This window comes from Paenibacillus sp. NPDC058367, from assembly GCF_042723305.1.
Taxonomy (GTDB): Bacteria; Bacillota; Bacilli; order Paenibacillales; family Paenibacillaceae; genus Paenibacillus_AQ.
Map to the genome: position 1 here is coordinate 1,111,053 of NZ_JBHXIZ010000001.1, position 19,925 is coordinate 1,130,977.

At 40.8% G+C, this 19,925-nt stretch carries 11 protein-coding genes; 5 read left to right on the forward strand and 6 right to left on the reverse strand.

The window, feature by feature from the left end; translation table 11 throughout:
- Positions 1-343: 343 nt before the first annotated feature.
- Positions 344-4,102 carry an alpha-L-arabinofuranosidase C-terminal domain-containing protein gene (locus ACFWMP_RS05105; RefSeq protein WP_379422327.1) on the reverse strand — a complete coding sequence of 1,253 codons (3,759 nt, stop codon included), beginning with the start codon at positions 4,100-4,102 and terminating at the stop codon, positions 344-346.
- Between the two features lie 258 nt (positions 4,103-4,360).
- Between ACFWMP_RS05105 and ACFWMP_RS05110 the strand changes: the two genes are divergently transcribed.
- Entirely contained in the window at positions 4,361-4,945 is a 585-nt protein-coding gene (locus ACFWMP_RS05110) for a GNAT family N-acetyltransferase (protein WP_379422329.1), read from the forward strand.
- A 54-nt stretch (positions 4,946-4,999) separates the two neighbouring features.
- On the opposite strand, the gene ACFWMP_RS05115 is transcribed toward ACFWMP_RS05110, so the two are convergent.
- Positions 5,000-11,671 carry a DUF4350 domain-containing protein gene (locus tag ACFWMP_RS05115; RefSeq protein ID WP_379422331.1) on the reverse strand — a complete coding sequence of 2,224 codons (6,672 nt, stop codon included), beginning with the start codon at positions 11,669-11,671 and terminating at the stop codon, positions 5,000-5,002.
- Positions 11,672-11,995: 324 nt separating this feature from the next.
- Here ACFWMP_RS05115 and ACFWMP_RS05120 point away from each other — a divergent pair, with 324 nt between their 5' ends.
- The gene (locus ACFWMP_RS05120) at positions 11,996-13,084 is read left to right on the forward strand and encodes a HupE/UreJ family protein (RefSeq protein WP_379422333.1); all 1,089 of its coding nucleotides are present in this window, start codon (positions 11,996-11,998) and stop codon (positions 13,082-13,084) included.
- Positions 13,085-13,174: 90 nt separating this feature from the next.
- On the opposite strand, the gene ACFWMP_RS05125 is transcribed toward ACFWMP_RS05120, so the two are convergent.
- Entirely contained in the window at positions 13,175-13,612 is a 438-nt protein-coding gene (locus tag ACFWMP_RS05125) for a MarR family winged helix-turn-helix transcriptional regulator (protein WP_081383065.1), read from the reverse strand.
- Positions 13,613-13,776: 164 nt separating this feature from the next.
- Complete coding sequence (locus tag ACFWMP_RS05130; protein WP_042186618.1) at positions 13,777-14,814, reverse strand: NADH:flavin oxidoreductase/NADH oxidase; 1,038 nt, start codon at positions 14,812-14,814, stop codon at positions 13,777-13,779.
- Between the two features lie 221 nt (positions 14,815-15,035).
- On the opposite strand from ACFWMP_RS05130, the gene ACFWMP_RS05135 reads away from it, so the two are divergent.
- Positions 15,036-15,416 carry a VOC family protein gene (locus ACFWMP_RS05135; protein WP_379422336.1) on the forward strand — a complete coding sequence of 127 codons (381 nt, stop codon included), beginning with the start codon at positions 15,036-15,038 and terminating at the stop codon, positions 15,414-15,416.
- A gap of 60 nt (positions 15,417-15,476) precedes the next feature.
- Here ACFWMP_RS05135 and ACFWMP_RS05140 read toward each other — a convergent pair whose 3' ends face one another.
- Positions 15,477-16,556: an alpha/beta hydrolase family protein gene (locus ACFWMP_RS05140; RefSeq protein ID WP_379422339.1), complete on the reverse strand. Its 1,080-nt coding sequence runs from the start codon at positions 16,554-16,556 to the stop codon at positions 15,477-15,479.
- Positions 16,557-16,735: 179 nt separating this feature from the next.
- Between ACFWMP_RS05140 and coaA the strand changes: the two genes are divergently transcribed.
- Entirely contained in the window at positions 16,736-17,671 is a 936-nt protein-coding gene (gene coaA, locus ACFWMP_RS05145) for a type I pantothenate kinase (protein ID WP_042186610.1), read from the forward strand.
- Between the two features lie 162 nt (positions 17,672-17,833).
- Positions 17,834-18,859, forward strand: a complete 1,026-nt coding sequence (locus ACFWMP_RS05150) for a glycosyltransferase family 8 protein (RefSeq protein ID WP_042186609.1) — start codon at positions 17,834-17,836, stop codon at positions 18,857-18,859.
- A 190-nt stretch (positions 18,860-19,049) separates the two neighbouring features.
- Here the strand turns inward: ACFWMP_RS05150 and ACFWMP_RS05155 are convergent.
- Positions 19,050-19,925: S-layer homology domain-containing protein (locus tag ACFWMP_RS05155; protein ID WP_379422342.1), on the reverse strand; the 876-nt coding region annotated here is incomplete at its 5' end.

The window sequence follows — 19,925 nt, forward strand, 5'->3', positions numbered from 1 at the left end:
TGGGGCAAGATATGAACTATATTCTCGTGAAATGAAAGCCTTAGTGTGGCAAGCATAAACGCCTTCGGCGTCCTTACAAGGACGGTAAGCGTTTAAGCGAGAAATATAAGGATGATGTATAGCGTGAAACTTATACTTTCTTATATTTTGAAAAAATATTCTGGGAGGATCGCAGGATGGAGAGTCATTCGGGTGATTGTGCTTTCACCAGTGTATGTTAGATTCAGAGATTCATCAAGAAGTGGACAGTTCTCCCTATATAAACATCAACCGATTACAAGCCTTCTTAAACAACAACACGCGCCGAGGTGATATCGGCGCGCGCTGAATGCTATCTTTTCTATTAAATAAGATCCAGAACAATCACGTTCACAGAATGGGCAGCTAGATTTACAATTGCAGTGTCTTTATCAAACCTGATTTCCGTTTCAACTGGAGTAACCTTCTCATCATTTTTTCTGTTCACATTAGGTGTGTGAACTAGTGAAGCATCGCCCGTTAAAGTAATCCAGTTACCGGTAGTTGCTACGTTTAAGCCTTTCAGATCAATCTTCGTTGCTTTCTCTACACGATCCGCATTCACAAGCTTCACATAGAGATGCTTATCATCTTTAGTAACGGAATTGTATACTTCTCTGTTATACGCTTCGAGCTTATAATCAAGCACTTTGCTTGTTGTCTTGCCATCTGTGTAAGAGCAAATCAAATGCTTGCCATCTGCTCCACCATAATTAACAGTGATGGTATATTCCGTATGATCCGCTAGCTCTTCATAACAACTAGCTCTAAGGTTACCCGCTGCTGTACTAGAGGAATAATCGCCGAGTGTATAAGCCTCAATCCCTTGCTTGTACACCTTGACTCCTGTGGCATCGCCATTATAGCCAATCGCATATTCGATAACATCTTTATTTTCCGGTGAAATGTCTGTCAGACCTGTACCTACATAGAAGCCATCTTCGCCGGAAGCTTTTTCAAGAACGACCTCTACTTTATAATTAGTCCACGCGTCATTGAGAATATACAATCCATTCAGTCCGCTGTTCTGTGCCTTCAAGACTAGACCTTTGGAAGGATCAATCGTATATCCGGCAGAACCAGGAATGACTTTCCAAGCTTCATGCAGCAGCTGTGTAAAATCTTGCTCTAACATAACGCTGCCATCCGTATTCGAAGTAACCTTCACCCGCTTCACAACTACAGATGATTTTCCGGCAGCCACTTCAATTCCTCCGTGAGGAATGAGGTCTACCTTTTCCCCGTTGCGATATGTCGAGAACGATGTGCCAACCACTTTGGTGCCGAGATATTTAGCATACAGCTGTTGAACATAGTAGTTCGGCGTGTACCATACGGTTTCATCATCGAACCAGATGCAATCTGGTGTCCATCTGTAGGTGCCATCTGTTAATACCTTATTGAACAAAGGTGCCGTTGCAGCTAGTCTAATCACATCAGAGTTATTCTCGAAGCTGGACATAATCGCTGCTTCAGCAATCGCTCCTGCCAAAGTATTTTTATCTGTCGAAGCATATTCACCCACAAAAACCTTCGAAGTTTCAGCCTCGTCTAAGCTGCCGTCTTCTTTATAAGCTCTGTAATAGTAATTGTAGCGATCCGCATTCTCTAACAAATACTCGTTGGAACGGTAGTAATGCTCGTCCGCAATCGTATCCATGTAGTTTTTTTGTTTCTCATACCAGGTAACCGTCTCTTCAATACTCGATGTCCCATCCGTGAAGCTGATCTGTTCCGAGCCCTGTAGATTTCCGCTTAGGAATTTCCAGCCTTGTTGATAGGCATCATCATCTGCTTGTGCTCCAACCGTAGAAAGAATGGTCAGTTCATGATCAGGGTAGTTTTTCACCATATATTCATCAATCGTTGTTTTAAAATACTCGAAGTTGGCAAAAAACTCTGTGCCCCAGTTTTCATTCCCCACACCCAAGTAACGCAGGTCAAACGCTGCTTCATGGCCCATCTTTTTACGCAAAGCGGCCCACTCGTTATTGTCAAAATCCATGCTAATCGCGAAATCAATCAGATCCGTAAAGTTCTTCACATAATAATCTCTTAACGCACCGCCAGCTGGATTCGCATAATCCGAACGAGCTTGACAGAGTACGCCGCAGGCCATAACCGGAAGTGGTGTTGCATTCAAATCTTCGGCTAATTGAAAATACTCCATATATCCAAGACCCATGGTCATCATGTAGCCCCATACATTATAGTTCTCTTTGCGAAGTTCGATATCGTTGACGGACTCTTTCCAATCGTACACATTCTCCCAAATGTGAGAGCCTTCAGAAATACAGCCCCCCGGGAAACGCAAGAATGTAGGATGAAGATCGACGAGTGCATTCACTAAGTCTTTTCGCAATCTATAGTTGGAATTTCCTTTATAGTTAGCATGAGCTGTAGCAGAGCGTTCTTCTTCCCCAGCGCCCCAAACATCTTCCGGCATTAAGGAGACCATATCAATGGAAATCTCACCGTTAAAGGTTAAAGCCAGCTGACCGAGTACAGTTTCAGATCCTGTTAATACTAGCTTAGACTCTACACCATACTTCTTCCAGTTACCGTCACCGTACAACTCAACTACCGTTGTATCGCTAATGGCTTTACCATCTTTGTCGAGCAATTGCAGGGTGATTGTTCCCGCTGCCTCAGCCTTCGCCCAAATCGTGAAGTTATACTTAGCATCCTTCTTAATAAACATTGAGCAGTGCTGATTGGAATCCGCAAAGCCTCTGCTATTGATCGTCGCGCCATCTGCCACTGTCACATAATGCGCATTCATATCTTTATCTTCGATTCCAAAGAAATCGTTCAAGCCGCCTGTATGATGAACCGTCATTTTGTCCGTGTCACCGGACCATGCATGAAGAGGTGTATAATTTCTTCCTGTTGAAGTCCCGTGCACACCACATACATGCGAATAGCTGTCAAAAGCAAACGACTCAAAGGAACGATTCTGCACTAGCTCTGCATAAATTCCACCATCTGCCGCATTATTAATATCTTCATAGAATAGGCCATATAGAACTTCGCTAACATCCAAAATCTCATGGTTTCCATCGATCGTTAAGGTGTAGGGTGGCAAACCTTCTGGGAGCACAGACACGGTGAAGCTCTTCTCTACTGTACTGTCACCTTTTTTCAAAACTGCTGTAAGCGTTACACCTTTAGCAGAATGGACGGTTTTATTTACAACTCCCGCATTAGAAATAATTGCTGAGTCACTGGATACCCAGGACACGTCAACTTTTCCACCCATGAGCGAAGCTGGTAATTCGATATCTTTGGTGATGATTGAACTAGTGAAGGTTAAATATTTATCTTTTGCGAGCTTAACGATCTCTTCATCTGTCAAAGACTCGCACATAATCGCAATCACTTCGTCCTGCGTTAATCCCGCTTTATATATACGGAAGTCCGAAAGAGAGCCGCCAAAATCTACATCTGCAGCGTACTGGGACTTGCCGATCGTATTGTTACTATAATTCACTTGATCCTCAAATGTAGCAAACCACGTGCGTAGCTTAGCATATGTACCGCTAGAAGTCTGACTTATCATTCCATCTGCAACGATCTCACCATTGATATACATCACAGGTCCTGCACTGCTTAGTGTTCCACCTTTTGTTCCTGTGACCGCAAAGGCAACGTGCACCCATTCACCAGCAGCAAAGGATTTACCAGGATCTGCGACTAAATCTTCCCCCGCAAAACAAGTCCCCCGGAAATTACGCGTTAAAAAAATATAGGGTCCTGTCTCGCCTTTGCCGAAATCGAACAGTCTTTCCCATAAGCTCCCGCCAGCACTTACATGCATCCATGTCGAGACAGTAAGGCCAGTTTGGTCGCTGACCTCTTTAAGAAGATCATCTGGCAAAGAAATATAGGATGTGCCATGTTCTCCACCCGCTAGTGAAACAGCACTTCTACCCGCTACAGTCTGTATGGATGGCAGCTTAGTCCCTGAAGTGGTTCCATCGTTCCCATTCCCCGAGTAATCTTGACCCACATGATCGGGGTTATCAAACTTATAATGCGCTATCAAATTACCATTAATAGATTTATTACTGTTGTCATTGTTCATAGAAGATCACCTGTCATCTTTTGTATTAGAAATCATAAAAGCCTAACCAATCTACTGATTACTACGACAAAACCGCCCCATCCGTGAATCATTTAACCTTTATACGAAACATAATAACACACTTTATAATCAATTAATATATTAACTAATTAATATTTGTGTGAAATAAAAGAAAACTTTTTTTATAATCAAAGATTACCAAATCGTACTTTTTATTCATGATAAAATGAATTTGAATGCACGAAGGAGAGATGAAATATGAATAACCATGTAGGTTATGAAACAACAAAACGCGATTTATTTACAATTGAATGTAAAGATATCCTGTTACGAGAGTTTAGAGTGGAGGATTTAGACGAGTTTCACGCACTTACCACGCAGCCTGAAATCATAGAATTTCTGCCCGACTGGAATGTCCCTAAAGAACAACGGCTAGATTGGTTAATAAACTATGAAATGAAAGAAAACCAACAGTTTCTACAAGCGGTCTCAGCGGATGGAAATATCGGGGAGCTTCGTCTTCGTTTAGGCATTATTTTAAAAGAGACGAATGAGTTTATAGGTTGGTGCTGTACAGGAATGAAGGATGAATTACCCGCTCCGAACAGAGAAATCATGTATGCCATATCCAAGGATCATCGCGGCAAAGGGTATACCACACAAGCTGCCAAGGGGTTAATTAAGTATTTGTTTGAGCACACTTCTACCGATGTATTAAACGCTATTGCTCTGGTACACAATACACCCTCAAATAAAGTTATACAGAAATGTGACTTCGACTTAATGAATGAAATTACGATTGAAAATGAAAGCTATAATTATTACCAGCTTTCTAAGCGGTAATGGTATAGAAAGAGCTGCCTGAATAATCTCAGGCAGCTCTTTCTTTAGTTCCAATTAGTTTATGAATTTAATGGATTGTAGAGATTGTTTAAGAATCTTAACCGCTTGTGCACGAGTTGCCAACGCTTTAGGAGCGAAGGTAGTCTCTGTCATCCCATTCATAACCTGGTTAGCGATTAATTCGGAGACAGATGCTTCAGCCCAGCTTCCAATAGATCCTTTATCTTTATAAGAAGCTAAAACATTACTTGGGTTCGCTGCAGATGAAGTATAGCCTGCATAGGTCAGTGCACGAAGCGTCATCACTGCCATTTCTTCACGGCTGATCGGTGCTAATGGGTGGAAGCTGTTATCTTCAAGCCCATTTACAATCTTCGCATCTGTTGCCGCGGCAACAGCGCCATAGAACCAATCACTCGCCTTCACATCCTTGAACTTCACCGTTGTCCCTTGAGCATCCAGCCCAAGTGACCGTACTAGTAAAGCTGCGAACTCCGCTCTTGTAATTTGCTGCTCAGGTGCAAAACGTGTAGAGGTTTCACCCTTAACAATTAATTTAGATGCAAGAAGCTCGATATCGCTCTGCGCCCAATGACCTTTAATATCATTAAACGTAACATCAGAGTGGATAACTGTGTAGGTGCTGTTTCCATTTCGTTTCATCTCTGCTACGGTTTCATTGCCTTTTACAGTAAAGAATGTCGGTACGAATACAAGCTCACCAGTTGCTTCATCATAACGGACTCCCGTACTGACTCGTGGATCAAGTACTGTATTCAGATTAATGCCCCTAGATACATAATACGTACCAAAGTTATTAATCTTTATCATCTTGCCATTACCCTCTGCGGTAATTTCAAACTTCAACGCCTGGCTTATCAAGCTGGCATTCTTTCGATTCGCTGCTTGATTGATAAGACTAGCTAATTGATCATCCACTTTTGAAATCACAATCGTAATCGTAATATCTTTCATATCCACACCTAGACTACTAATCAACTCTGCCGAAGGAATCACACTAGAAGGAAGATTATAGAAGTAGCCGTTATTCTGAATCAGTAGACTAGATCCTTTTCTAGAACCGTCCGTTGGTGCAAATGCCTGTAATGGCAGTTCGATTTTAATCGGATTTGTGGAAACCTGAACTCCTAAAACTGCTTGTGCATGCGCTTGAAGTGCTTTAGTAAGTGAATTGGCATCGATAGATACTTTATCGTATGTCACGCCATCCTTACCCACTTCAGTGGTCACGGATATCTTACTGTTATCCAATAGTGCCGAATGATCTGCTGGCACTGGTGTTGACGTCGGTTTCGGTGTCGGTGTCGACACTGAAACTGGTGATGTTGGATCTGCTGATGGAGATGGTGTTACCACCGGCGTTGCTGTTGCTGTCGGCGTTGGCGTTGCTGTCGCTGTTGGTTCCGGCGATACTGTTGCCGTAGGTGTTGGTTCATCTGTACCTTTAGCCAATTCCTTAGTATCCCGTACCCGGATACGAGTTCCTTCCGTATTCTTGCCGGTAACCCCCACGGCTACAAAAGTGTCACCGATTGCCAATACCGGAACAGGACCACTCTGTTTCACGATATACCCATCGGCAAAGACCAGAATTGGACCTGAGCCATCATCAATAACATAGGAGTTCTCATCGAATTGTGAACGAACCTTCCCCGTCACTTTTACTAACAGCCCTTGATTACTATCCAGATTAGCCTGTGCTGTAGTTAATATAAGTGGTTGTACCGGATCCGTATGTCCTGTTTTAATTACGTCCATCGCGAACGAATCAAATTCAAGTTCATAGTTATTCTCGAATAGTTTCGTTTTTCCGTAAATTCGTACGGTATCCCCTTCAACCAAACTCTTCTCAGGAACTTCTTTAAAGGCCATAATCCCACCGGAAGCATCCTGAACATAGAACGCATCGAAGAAGATGTCCGAGCCCGTAACGACTGTTCCCTCAACTACTCCAGCTGTTCCTTCTGGTTGTGTCTTAAGGCTAGCAATAGTGTCGATCTTCGTTTCTCTGTGAGCTAGCCAATTGATAGAATTCAATCCAAGTTCATTATTGCCTTTAGGATTATAAGATTCATCCAATTGCTTATCATTCACAAAGTTCATACCGGAGACAATAATGCGCCCTTTCCCTACTTCTTCTGAAGCAATTGCAGGAATTGCCGAGCCACCAATACCGTCATCGATAATATCATAAACGTATCCGCCGGCAGCGATCTTATCTTGGTATGTCGTTTCATTACCTGATACAAGGATGGTTACTTTATCCGTATCTGCTAGTGCTTGATGTCCGACTTTTTCCAAGCTGGCCCCACTGTAATACTCAACGGTCAATGCCCGGTCTGTAATATAGTTTTTCACTAATCCTGGATGTAATCTAACCGTATATGTGTTCGTTCCTACAGGTTGAGACCAGAAGTTACCTTCAGGACTTGTATCAAAAATACCGTCATTACTGACCTGAATCGTAGATCCAATCTTCGCTAGTAGATCATTACTGATGGTAGGTCTTGAACTACCATTATTACTCTTCTCTGTTAAGAACAATGAACCTCCGCGCGCTACAAAATCTTTTATCGCCGTGCTTTCAGCATCAGTCACAGCCGCCGAAGGATGTGTAAACATTAGTACACTTACATCCGTCAATGTTGTATCTGTGATAGCTCCAGTGTTCTCTACGACAGTGTATCCTTCCTGCCGAAGCTGTGTGGTGAAACTTTTCAGATTGTCTTTATACGTACTTCCATCGGTTGATGTGTTCTCATTTTTATGTGAGGCATCGATCAATACTTTAATTCCCAAGGAAGCCTTAATGGCCACTTCCAACTCGAACTGGTTATCATCCGGTGAATCGCCAGGCGGCGCATCTACTACTGCAATTAATTTATGATTGCCTTGAACTGGATTAGACCATAACACTTGAGCAGTTGCTGTACCCTTAGATAATACGGAAGGAACTACAACTTCGTTAATCAAATGAGCGGAGTCAACAACATCATAATAAAAGTGAACCTTAAGATTACTCAGATCCTGTGATCCAAGGTTAGTTAATCCCGCTTCCAAGGTAGTCGGACTACCGGAAACCAAGCTGTTGCCTACAATATTAATACCGCTAATCTTAATGTCTGTAGTTACATCTTGTGACCAGATTGGAGCGGAATAAATTTGCTCTCCGTCCATTTGTGTTACCTTCACAACGAACCATTGTTGACCGCCTGTTACTTCAACAGAAGGACTCCAAGTGAAATCTTTAGTCATTGGTTTTGCTGTTTGGATAATTTTGTTGCCATTCGTGATCAATTCTACCTTAGCAACACGATCGTCTGATTTATATGAACTGCTGAGGTAACTATATTCAGGCTTGCTCTTCTCTTCAACAACATTATCTTTCCCTGCTATTGAGAAGTTAAGGGTATTGCCCTTCACTGTTGCTCCCATGTAACTGCCATTTGCAAGAACATCTAATGTAAAGTTTGGATCTTCACTCATGTACACGCGCATATTGCGCATCGACTGCAGCAAAGATTCCTGCGACAAATCATCGGATACGATTACTGTTCTCGCATTGGTCTGACCCCATGTACCATCATGGTTATCTTCACCATAAGTTGGGGCTACATGCCATCCCAAATCTAGTGCTTTGAAGTATTTACTTTCTGCATTCGCATAGCCATAATGACCTGATCCATTACCCACCTCAAACATGGTGAACAATTTATCAACATTTTTGTCATAAGGTGCGAAATTATTAAAAGCGTTCGCTGACATATCGGGATGATTGAACTGCGCCACGATATCGTCATACGTCAATACCCATGCATAATACTTACTCAAATCTTGATATTGACCGGAGTTTTGTTTACGATCAATAAAATTGTCGGTTCCAAATACGTTGGAATGACCCCAAGTAGTTGAAGTCATTTCAAACGCTGGGAATACAACAAAGCTATCATTTTTAGTGTATTGCTTCGCTAGATCCTTCGTTAATTTCCAGTCTTCTCCACCCGTACGTTCCGGTTGACCTTTATGATCTACGGTATCCGAGCCTACCATCGCGGCATCAATATCATGCGAATGATCTGAAAAAGCGAAAAAATCATAGTTATGTGCTTCGGCTGCCTTCAATGCATCTTCAGGCGTACCCGCAGCATCATGTGAAATATTCGTGTGATTATGAGTGGTTCCACGATAGTGGTTACCGCCTGTAAAGATAGGTGTAATTGTAAAAGTCCATTTATACGTTCCCGCATTATGCTTGTTATCACTAACATTCACGACAACCGTATGATCACTAATCGCAAGTTCGCTGCTATTGGTAATCATAATGGTATCTCCGTTAATGGTAGCCGGAACAGTATTTCCATCCAGCTTGACCACTAAAGTGGATGCATCCAAACCGCTTGGTTCATCATATTTCACGGAAATTACTGGCTGTCTATCTTCAATCCTCGTACCTGACATTGGAGTCTCTTCGAAAAACTCAGGTGCAAATGTATCCTCAACTACAGAAACCTTAAAGGGTGCATCCGGTGTACCCAACTGCTTAGTGACTTCACCCATCTTAGCCTCTATGTAATACTCAAAACTATTACCTGAAGCAACAAAGCTAGAATTCAAATGTGCTGTGTAGCTGCTGCCATCAGTAGTACTCATAGGTAATGATGCATATACCCCACCAATGGTTCTGTAGTGAATAATTACAGAATCAGCATTTTTAGCTTTAGCGGCAAATTGAATATCCGCATTAGCATAAGCCTGTGTAATCGCTTGATGTGTAAGTGCAAGCTCTTTAACTTCTTTTACATCTTCGATGGATCTAGGAAATACCTGATACCCACTCTTAAAAGTAGTACCTGACACATACTGACTGAATATCCCGGTAAATGTGTAGGTTAAATCCTTCTCCAGCTTCGTCGGAACATCAATTCCACTAGCTGTAGTAACACGAACCGTAATCGTTTTGTTCGTTACAGTCTCTGCAACGGTAATGTTATAACCATTCCCAGCCATCGCTGGAATGTTAGTGATTTTACCTGTGAATTGAACTAATGTGCCTTCCAGTGGTTCTGCCTTTGTGTAATTGATTAAATCTAACAAAGTAGATTCTGTAGGAATAGGAAGCGCGGCTTTTCCATTCTTCACAACTTTCGTAGGGGTTATTTCTGTTAAGCCATTATAAAATTGAATCGCACCTGTGACTGTAACTAAATCACCTTGTGTTACTGCAACACCCGTTGGAAGGGTTCCAAAGACCGCGATTCCTCCTGTAGCATCTTGCATATAGAAGGTATTGCTTGCTGTCAATTCATTATTACCAATGACTACACCTTGAATCGTAAACACTTGATTAATTTTATCCGATTTACCGTTGCTATCATTTGTGTGTATCGTGCTGATCGGTGTAATAACCGATGTGTCTTCTTTAGTAACTACAGTTCGAGGACCCTCCAAATTTCTACCATTAGAGGTTACGGTCAACTGTGATACATAAACATCATCCATACCACCTGTGAAAGTAAAGGTGAACGATCCATCTGCTCCAGCAACAACATAGTCTTTTCCATCTGTTGTATTGGAGTTACGGCTTCCAGTTGTGGAGCTATTGTAGCTGTAGATTGTTGAATTAGGAACAGCAGCACCTGCAGCACCTACAATTCTACCTCCACCTTGGGAATCAAGATAATAGTTAAGCTTGTCCGGATTAAGAGCTGCACTCGGCACAGCCAAACGAATAACTACAGGACTACTTGCACTTTTATCTAGATCTTTAGCCGTTAGGTAAACTTGTGTACTGCCGCCAGTATTATCAAAGGTTAAATTGTTAAATGCCCCTGACGCATCTGCATAAACAGCATTCGTGACCGCAACTGAACCTGTACTTGGATCATTAAGATACAAGGATACGTAAGTGTCTGCTGTAACAGATGCAATATTTCCTGTGACCATACCCAATGTATCTTCATTAGTGAATTGAATGTTCTGCCCAAGCGGTTGTGAGCTTTTGGTAATCACAATAGCTGGTGTAGCAGAGTTTCTTGGAGCAAGGACAGGCCCCACAACGAAATCCGTACTGTTGTTATCTGTATCTAATCCAGCACCTTTACCTGGTCCAGTGTTACTTCCATCCTCTGATCTCCGTTGTGCACTGGTCGAATTGCTTAGAGCCGATAATTTAGTTCCTTCTGACTCGTTGGCACCACCGAAGCCTAGAAAGTCAACCACACTAGGATCTGAAATCCCTGAAATGGCAGCCTGTATGCTTGTAAGTGCAACCTTTCCTTCAGTTCCTGATAAATTAATATTTCCAATCACATCAGCTTGAACAGGAAGGTCTGCCGGAGCATTAGCTCCCTTTGCACCCTGAATTAATAAAAATCCATGTGATTTAATAACTTTACCCGTGAGTGGTGTCATACTTACGGTCCCTGATGTAACAGCCGTAAATGCCCCCGCCTTGGAAGCATACTGAACAGCATAATTATTCAGATCCACATCATCGTCAGTTGGGTTATACAGCTCTATAAAATCATAGGAATATGGAGCCCCGTTATTCCCTCCCCCACCAAATACTTGGCTGATTACTACATGCGCAGAAGCAGCTCCTGCAACCTTAGGCAATAGCAATCCTTGCGGAATCATAGACAAGAACAGCAATACAGCTAATGCTAAACTTGTCCGTTTTTTCACTTTCTCAAACTTCAAACTCATGAACAAAATTCCTCCTCGTATAACATGTCAGCTATATTTTCATCATAAACCTGCTTTGTAAACGAGTTGTTATTGTTTTATTTCATTTTGTAAAATTTAATTAAAAAAATATTAGAATTTTTAGTTTTTATTTAAAATATTCGCTCATACAACCCTTATTTTATCTTTTCAGTTAACACTCCAATGACAATTTAAGATTATGATCAACTGTAATAACATCATTTAATACATATTTATCTTCAAGGGGGAACAACTTTGTTAGCTCGTAAGAACCGCTCCAACCTATTAAAATCATTAATTTTTATTGTAATTTTCCTTATTTCTATGACTTCTTCTCAACTAACGGCTTCCGCACATCCACTTAGTGCCAGTTATACTACCGTTACTTTTGATAAGGACAAGACCGATTTTTCATTTTCATTGGACGTCATTTCGATTATTGAAAGCATGGATAACGTAGATATGAACGGAAATGGAATATTGGAAGAGAATGAGATTGAGAGCAATAAGCATCGTTTAGAAGAATGGATCGAAGATAGCGTCATCTTGGAAATGAATGATCAACAGCAAGCTCCAGAGCTTCAAGATCTATTCCTTGATAAAAAAGGGGATAAAGAGGTTCTTACCTGGAATTTTATCTATCCTGCCTTTGAGCCTGGACAAACCATCGCAATCAACGACGGCCTATATTCACAAGCTACAAGTTCACCGTATGTCAATTTAATTACTGCACATAACGGAAATCAGACTAGCGAAACCGTAATGCAAGGAAAAGACCGGACGTGGACCATGCTGCTAACAGAGGATCAACAGGAGCAGCAATTATCATCATCCACCAATTCGTCTTCATCAGGTAATTCTGGGTCCTCATCCGATTGGTTTTCTTTTTTCAAACTGGGAATGAACCATATTCTTACTGGTTATGATCACTTGTTATTCCTATTCGCTCTACTATTAAGAAAACAAACGCTCAAACAATATGCTGCAATTATCACAGCTTTCACTTTAGCACACAGCATTACGTTAACACTCGCAGTTCTGGGCTGGATCTCCTTGCCTTCACGAGTTGTTGAATCTGTAATTGCACTCAGTATTTGTTATGTAGCGCTTGAGAATATTTTTCGTAAAAAAATCCGTTTCCGCGCGTTCATAACTTTCCTGTTCGGACTCATTCATGGCATTGGCTTTGCAGATATTCTTCAAGAAATGAACTTGCCAAAAGCACATTTGGCTGTGGATCTGGTGAGCTTTAATGTAGGAATTGAATTTATCCAATTATGTATTGTTATTGTTTTGCTTCCGGTACTTATTTTTCTCCAAAAAAGAAATTTCTACAAACCGGTTATCGCATATGGTTCATGGTTAATTACTGCACTTGGCGCCTTTTGGCTAGTGGAGAGATTGTTCTTCTAGAATAAACCCTATAGTCTCACGCAAAAAAACCTCTGCATGGGAAATGGAGATACGATCCATTTACCTAAACAGAGGTTTTTTTGAGCTGATTCATGATTGCTGCTTCATACGAAGCATTTGCGCTAGAAGCTGTTCCACATCTTTTTCCGGGAATGCCGTCATTAGCGTGTCTTTAAAGGTTTCTTGTGCACGGATGAGCTTGGCCTCACCAATGGAGGTTAGGGAGGTATAAATACTTCTGCGATCACTGTCGCATGCTTTTCTCTCTAAGGCTCCGCAGCCCTTGGCTTCAAACCGGCTAACTAAACGTGAAACGGCACTTTGGCTTAAACCAACCATGGATTCAAGTTTCTGCAATTTCAGTTTTTTCTCTGGGGCTTCCGACAAGAATAATAACAAGTAGAACTCTTTTAAAGATAATCCATGATTCGCTTGCAAATTAACTTCTAATTCATTCGTCACATTCATTTGTATATGCGTTAACGTCAACCAATTCGCGATAAGGTCATTGTTAAGAATTTTGTCCATCTATCTCTTCATCTCCTGAGCGTATGACTATTCATGAATTTTTTCTTCTATATAATAGTACTACACTCCACATCCATTGTGCCAAGCTTAATCCAAAAAAGAGAAAAGACCGTTTCTCCAAGAAGCCGGTCTTTCCAACTGATTTCATTTAATTTCGTTAGTCCTTAGCCTTTAATTCTAGGAAATCCAAAGGCATACTGCCGAGGAATACTAGGGTCTTGCTGAAGCTCAACTCCAGCCTCTAAGGTCCAATATGGATTTCTCAGCATCCCCCGACCAACTGCAACAAGATCTGCTTCCTCATTCCCAATGACTGCATTAGCAAGAGCAGGTTCATCCAATCTGCCTACAGCAATCACCGGTACATTCAAACCATATTTGATCTCTCTTGCCAAAGGAACTTGATACGCCGCATGTGTTCCTGGCTTGCCAGCAGCCGCGATAGGACCTTCACCACCTGCACTGATATGGAAAATATCTGCGCCAGCTTCTTTATAAGCTTTACTAAATGCCAAGCTTTCTTTAATGCCGTATCCGCCCTCTACATATTCTTGAGCTGAGATACGCATGATCAATGGCATTCCTTCAGGCATTTCACTTTTCGCTGCACGAATGATTTCAGTACCAAACAAGGTCAAATCTTGGCCATATTCATCTGTTCTTTGATTCGTTAGTGGTGAATGGAACTGATGAATAAGGTAACCGTGCGCACCATGAAGCTCGATAACATCAAACCCCGCTTGAATCGCACGCTTCACGCCTAACCGGAATTTTTCAACCATACCCTTCACTTCTTCAGTCGTTAGGGCACGTGGTGTTTTGGAGTCAGCATCAAATGGAACGGCAGAAGAGGATACAGGAACTGCTGCATCTTCAGCCTTACGCCCAGCATGAGCAATTTGAATACCTACTTTTGCCCCATAAGCATGACAAGCATCAACAATTCTAGCCAATGCAGGTATTTGCTCATCGGACCAAATGCCAAGGTCAAAATCAGTAATTCGGCCATCAGGCTCTACATCGGTCATTTCAATAATAATTAATCCTGTTCCTCCAATGGCGCGGCTTACGTAATGATTATAATGCCAATCGGTAGCAATTCCGTCCTTGTTAGTCACTGAATACTGACACATTGGAGGCATAACCACGCGGTTCTTCAATTTCAAATCCTTCATTTCATAAGGGGTAAACAAGTTCTTCATGATATCTCTCCTCTTTATAAAAAACTAAATTTATTATGAACATTAAAAACATGTTTTAGCAGAAATTAATTAATGTATGCTCATGCATGTATATTAGTATAGAATATCTATGGTGTCAACCATGAATGTCTCCTGCGGTTTAATAACTCCACGTATTGTTGAAATCTTTGTCGCAAGGTAATATATGGGTATCTATTTTCTTAGAAAGGATGATCTCACAAGTGGACAAAAAGCTTTTACAATCACATAGTATCTTTCCTACCCTGAATATTGAGCGCACCGCTGCTTATTACAATCATTACTTAGGCTTTCAAGTTGTGCCCTATTTAGATACGGAAGAACCGCATGTTTGCCTCTATCGTGATGATACAGAAATTATCCTTACTCAATCCCAAGGACAAAGGGTTATTCCTAATCGAGAATTGTATGGCTATGGTTACGATGCCTATTTTATTACGAAACAGCAAGAGCAGTTGGAGAAAGAATTTGAAGCGGCTGGTGTTAACATTGTCCGAGCATTAGCAAACACCGACTATAATAACAAGGAATTTGTTATTGAAGATGTTGATGGGCGCTGGATTGCTTTTGGGATTAAAGGATAAAAAAAGAGACCTCATAGCTTCTTACCCACACGAACATCCCTTGAAATCCTGTATGCTAGATTACAGAATTTCATCTCCACTGCCATTGATCTCACAGAAATCACTATGATTATGACTAATGAATGTAGAATAAGCATTCCCCTGATTCAATAGATGCTCCTGAAAAAAATTAGCAACAAGCTCATTTATCTGATTATGAATCCCACAAGTTCTATGATATAAAGTCTCGTCCTCCTCAAAAAGAGGCATATCACTAAAGGACATATGCGTTGCCTTTCGTATTTTCAAAAAAGATTTATATCCTTTCCAATTCCGAAAAAGCTTCTCTTGTCCTTTGATGAAATCATTTGCTATTTTCTCCTGTAAAATAATGCTTAAGGATTCTAAAGCAGAAGCATTTTGCCTTAATACAAGTAGGGGTACCGAGTTGTTGTTCACTTCATTCTCAATATATAAATGCATACTTGCATCTAATAAAACTGCGGCTTTAATTCTATCATCTTCCATAGTTAAATCTAATGCAGTAGCACCACCGATTGAATGTCCAACAATGCCAACCTTGTCCATATCAAAACTTTCCATTCTTGAATTCAGATTGGATAGGTGATCTAATACATACTTTATATCCTTTTTTCGAATAGAAATTAAGTGATGTAATTCGCTATAATCTGTAGCCTGTATTGTCCTCATGACCTCTGATTGATTCATAAATTCTCCACTTGGACTAACTGTAAACATGGCTTCATAAGCAGCACTGACGGTTACCACTATAAATTCTCGCTTTACCAGCGCTTGTATATTGTAAATATACATATCTCTATCTAAGCCTAGTGCAGGAGAGTAGATAATGACAGGATAGGATCGTTTAGATTTTTGTTGCAATGTTCCCTCGCTAATTGAGGTAGATAATCCATCTATGATATCCATATTCATTCCAATATCTTGTAGAATTTCTCTTGCTTGTTGTTCACAAGGCCGGAAAAGATCCATATATTTCATTTCAGATTCGTTGTTATCGAGTAAACCATCCGTATCCGGATAATAAATACTTATCACGATTTTTCTGGGCTCTGACTCTTCTTGGAACGTACCCTTGCGCGTGTAATCCGTTAATACTTCAACTTTTCGAAAAACTCCCATGGTTCCACTCCATTCTTCCTCGTTCACTATATTTTAATTTATTTTCCTATTTATTGAAATGAATTCTCCATAATGTCCATACTAATGTCGATTGCTATGAATGGAATCAAGTTGAATGAACGGTTATAATACCTAAGTGCAGGTGAATCTTTAAAAAAATCAGGGATGTGGAAACTTTAATGGTGAATAATTCAGCATATACACTTTATTTACGTGAGGATTGGAAGAAGCTAAGCGATTTCACCGCTATCCAATTATCAGAAGAAGAGCTTACCGATATCCAAAGTATTAACGATAAAATTTCGATTGAGGATGTAAATGAGGTCTATCTTCCTCTGTCCCAATTGATACATTTGCAGCTTCAAGCCTCTCATACATTTAAAGATTCTATAAATCACTTTCTTAATAACGATCTTAAAAAAGGTCCATTTATCATAGGCATCGCCGGAAGTGTCGCTGTTGGCAAGAGTACAACCGCTAGACTTCTTCAGAAGCTCCTCTCTCAATTACCTTCTCATCCAAAAGTAGATTTAGTTACAACTGACGGGTTTCTACTTCCCAATGCTGAGCTGGAAAAGCGTGGAATCATGAAGAAAAAGGGATTTCCTGAAAGCTACGACACACGTAGTTTAATTTCATTTTTAACTAAAGTGAAGTCTGGTGTTTCGGGTGTTCAAAGTCCTGTATACTCGCATCTAACTTATGATATCGTGCCAAATGAATGTATTACGATTGAGAACCCGGACATCCTAATTGTTGAAGGATTAAATGTTCTTCAGACTAGTTTGACAATTAATCAAAGTATGCCAAACTATTTTGTATCTGATTTCTTTGATTTTTCAATTTATGTGGATGCTGATGTGAATAATATTGAGAAATGGTATATTGACCGGTTTATTAAGCTTAGAGATACCGCCTTCCAAGATGAGCAATCTTATTTTAAAAAATATGCACAGTTATCACTAGAAGAATCTATCGAGATCTCGAAAAGAATATGGAAAGAAATCAATTTTGAAAATTTGATACACAATATTTTGCCTACCAGAAATCGTGCAGATCTTATACTATTTAAAAATAACAATCATCACATAGATCGTATTAAGCTGCGAAAATAAGAAATTGTTCTCACAAACCAAGTCTCTGATTTGCAGAGCTTGGTTTTTTTATGTGCAAAAAAAATTGGGTGAATATCGTAGGTGTAATGCCTTTATCCTCTTGCCAGGGCAAACGTATACTGTGGTACATTCGTACACTAATGTAGAGAGAGGATAAATCAAATGATCGAAATTGCCTTGGCCTTTCAAGATAAGGATGGAAAGTATGTAGAGCATGCCGGTGTCGTTTTAGCGTCAGTTTTTCATCATACAAGTTCCCCAATCCATGTTCATATTTTACATGATGCCTCTTTAACCGAAGTTAACAAGCGAAAGCTCACCAGATTAACCACTAAACATCAGCATACGATTAGCTTTTATTCGATTACTTTACCCGAAGATATGCTCCAGGTTCTTGCCAATATTAATTCTATCGATATGTGGACACATGCAAGTATGTACCGATTGCTGCTTCCCGCGTTAATTCCTTCTGACAAAATTATTTATCTGGATTGTGATGTATTGGTAAACATAGACATCGCGGAGCTGTGGCAAGTCGAGCTGAATGAAAAATATTTAGGGGCGATTTGGGATCAGGGCATTATGGATGTTGCATCTATTGTGAGCGCCAAAGGGCTGAATCCCGAGATTTATTTTAATTCTGGAGTGATCGTATTTGCTTTGAATAATATCCGCCAGAATACGAACTGGTACCAAGAGATGCTGAACTTCTTGCGCACTTTCCCTGATGTCACCATGCCTGACCAGGATGTTCTAAATGCAGTTTTTGGAGCGAATTACCTCCCTCTCGATATCCGTTTTAATTCATTTAACATGGCCATCCCAGATCATGACTACAATAATAAAATTGTCCATTTTGCCGGGGATGAGAAATGCTGGAATAAAGATTCCTCAGGATTTGCGCTATATCGTAAGTTCCTAAATCTAACCCCTTGGAGAGCTTTTAAAGCCAAATTAAAACGAAGAAGACGGAAGGTCAGCTATGTTAAGCGGCGGTTCACACGAAAAAGTAAAAGACGAATCATTTATAGACGTAGAATTAAAATTATTCGCACAAGAACCTCACCCCTTTCGCTGTTTCAATTGAAATTAATTAGAACGATTAGAAGAAGAAAAGGAACTTTAATCAACACAAGAATTCAATATCAACGACGTATTAAACGTAAAAAAACAGCCCCTATTAGATAGGGGCTGCAGGACTACTCAACTTAGATGTTTATCAGGCTCGAATACGGCGTCTTCGTTTGTGCCAGAATTTGATCCACACGCCCATATTATCATCCCGAAACAGTCGGATTCCTACAAGTTTAAGAGGCGTCCAGATTTCATTGAAATAGTAATTGGGCATTTCACTCATCCTTTTATAATAATCTTCACTTTATTTGTTAATTTGTTTTAATAAGTTCAATAAGATAGTTATAGCTTCTCCTCTAGTGGCGTGATCCTGGGGAGCATATTCATTATCGCCCTTCCCTTTCACAAGACCTGCTGACTTCAAGTAAGCTACACTGGATTTTGCCCATTCTGGAATATCCTTGTCGTCTGCAAATCCGGTTGTGGCACTTGCTTCATTAGATTTACCCAAAATCTTGGCAAGGATCACTGCCATTTCAGCCCTTGTAATTTCTGCATTTGGACGGAATGTGCCATCCTCATAGCCGTTAATAATACCTGCTTGTACCGCCTGTGCGACCGCTTCCTGAGCCCAAGCTCCAATCTTCGCTGCATCTGTGAAGGTCAGCTTAGTTCCAGCTTCTTGCGGTTTCAAAGCATTCATCAGCATTAGAGCAAACTCTGCTCGCGTTAAGGTACCGTTAGGCTTGAATGTGCCATCAGAATAACCTTTGATAATTCCAAGACTTAACGCTTCCTGAATAGAGCGCTGCGCCCAATGTCCAGAAATATCACTTAGGTTATTCGCTGGTGCTGTTGTAGCTCCCGGTGTCGTCGCTGGTGCCACAGTTGGCATTGGCGTCGCTACTGGCGTCGGTGTCGCTGTTGGTGGAAATGTCGGTGTAGGCAACCCACCACCAGAACCTCCACTACCTCCACCAGATATAACTTCTTCTGCTACACGGGTTACAGTAACCGTATATTCCTTCTTCGTGATCCCATCTTCCGCTGTAACGTTTACCGTCAATGTATTCTTTCCTACGGACAGAGATTTCGAACCAAGATCATCTGCTGGGATCGTAGCAGTTCCGTCATTCTTGGTTGCTGATACTGTAGTACTCTTCACGTCGTTAGCTACATT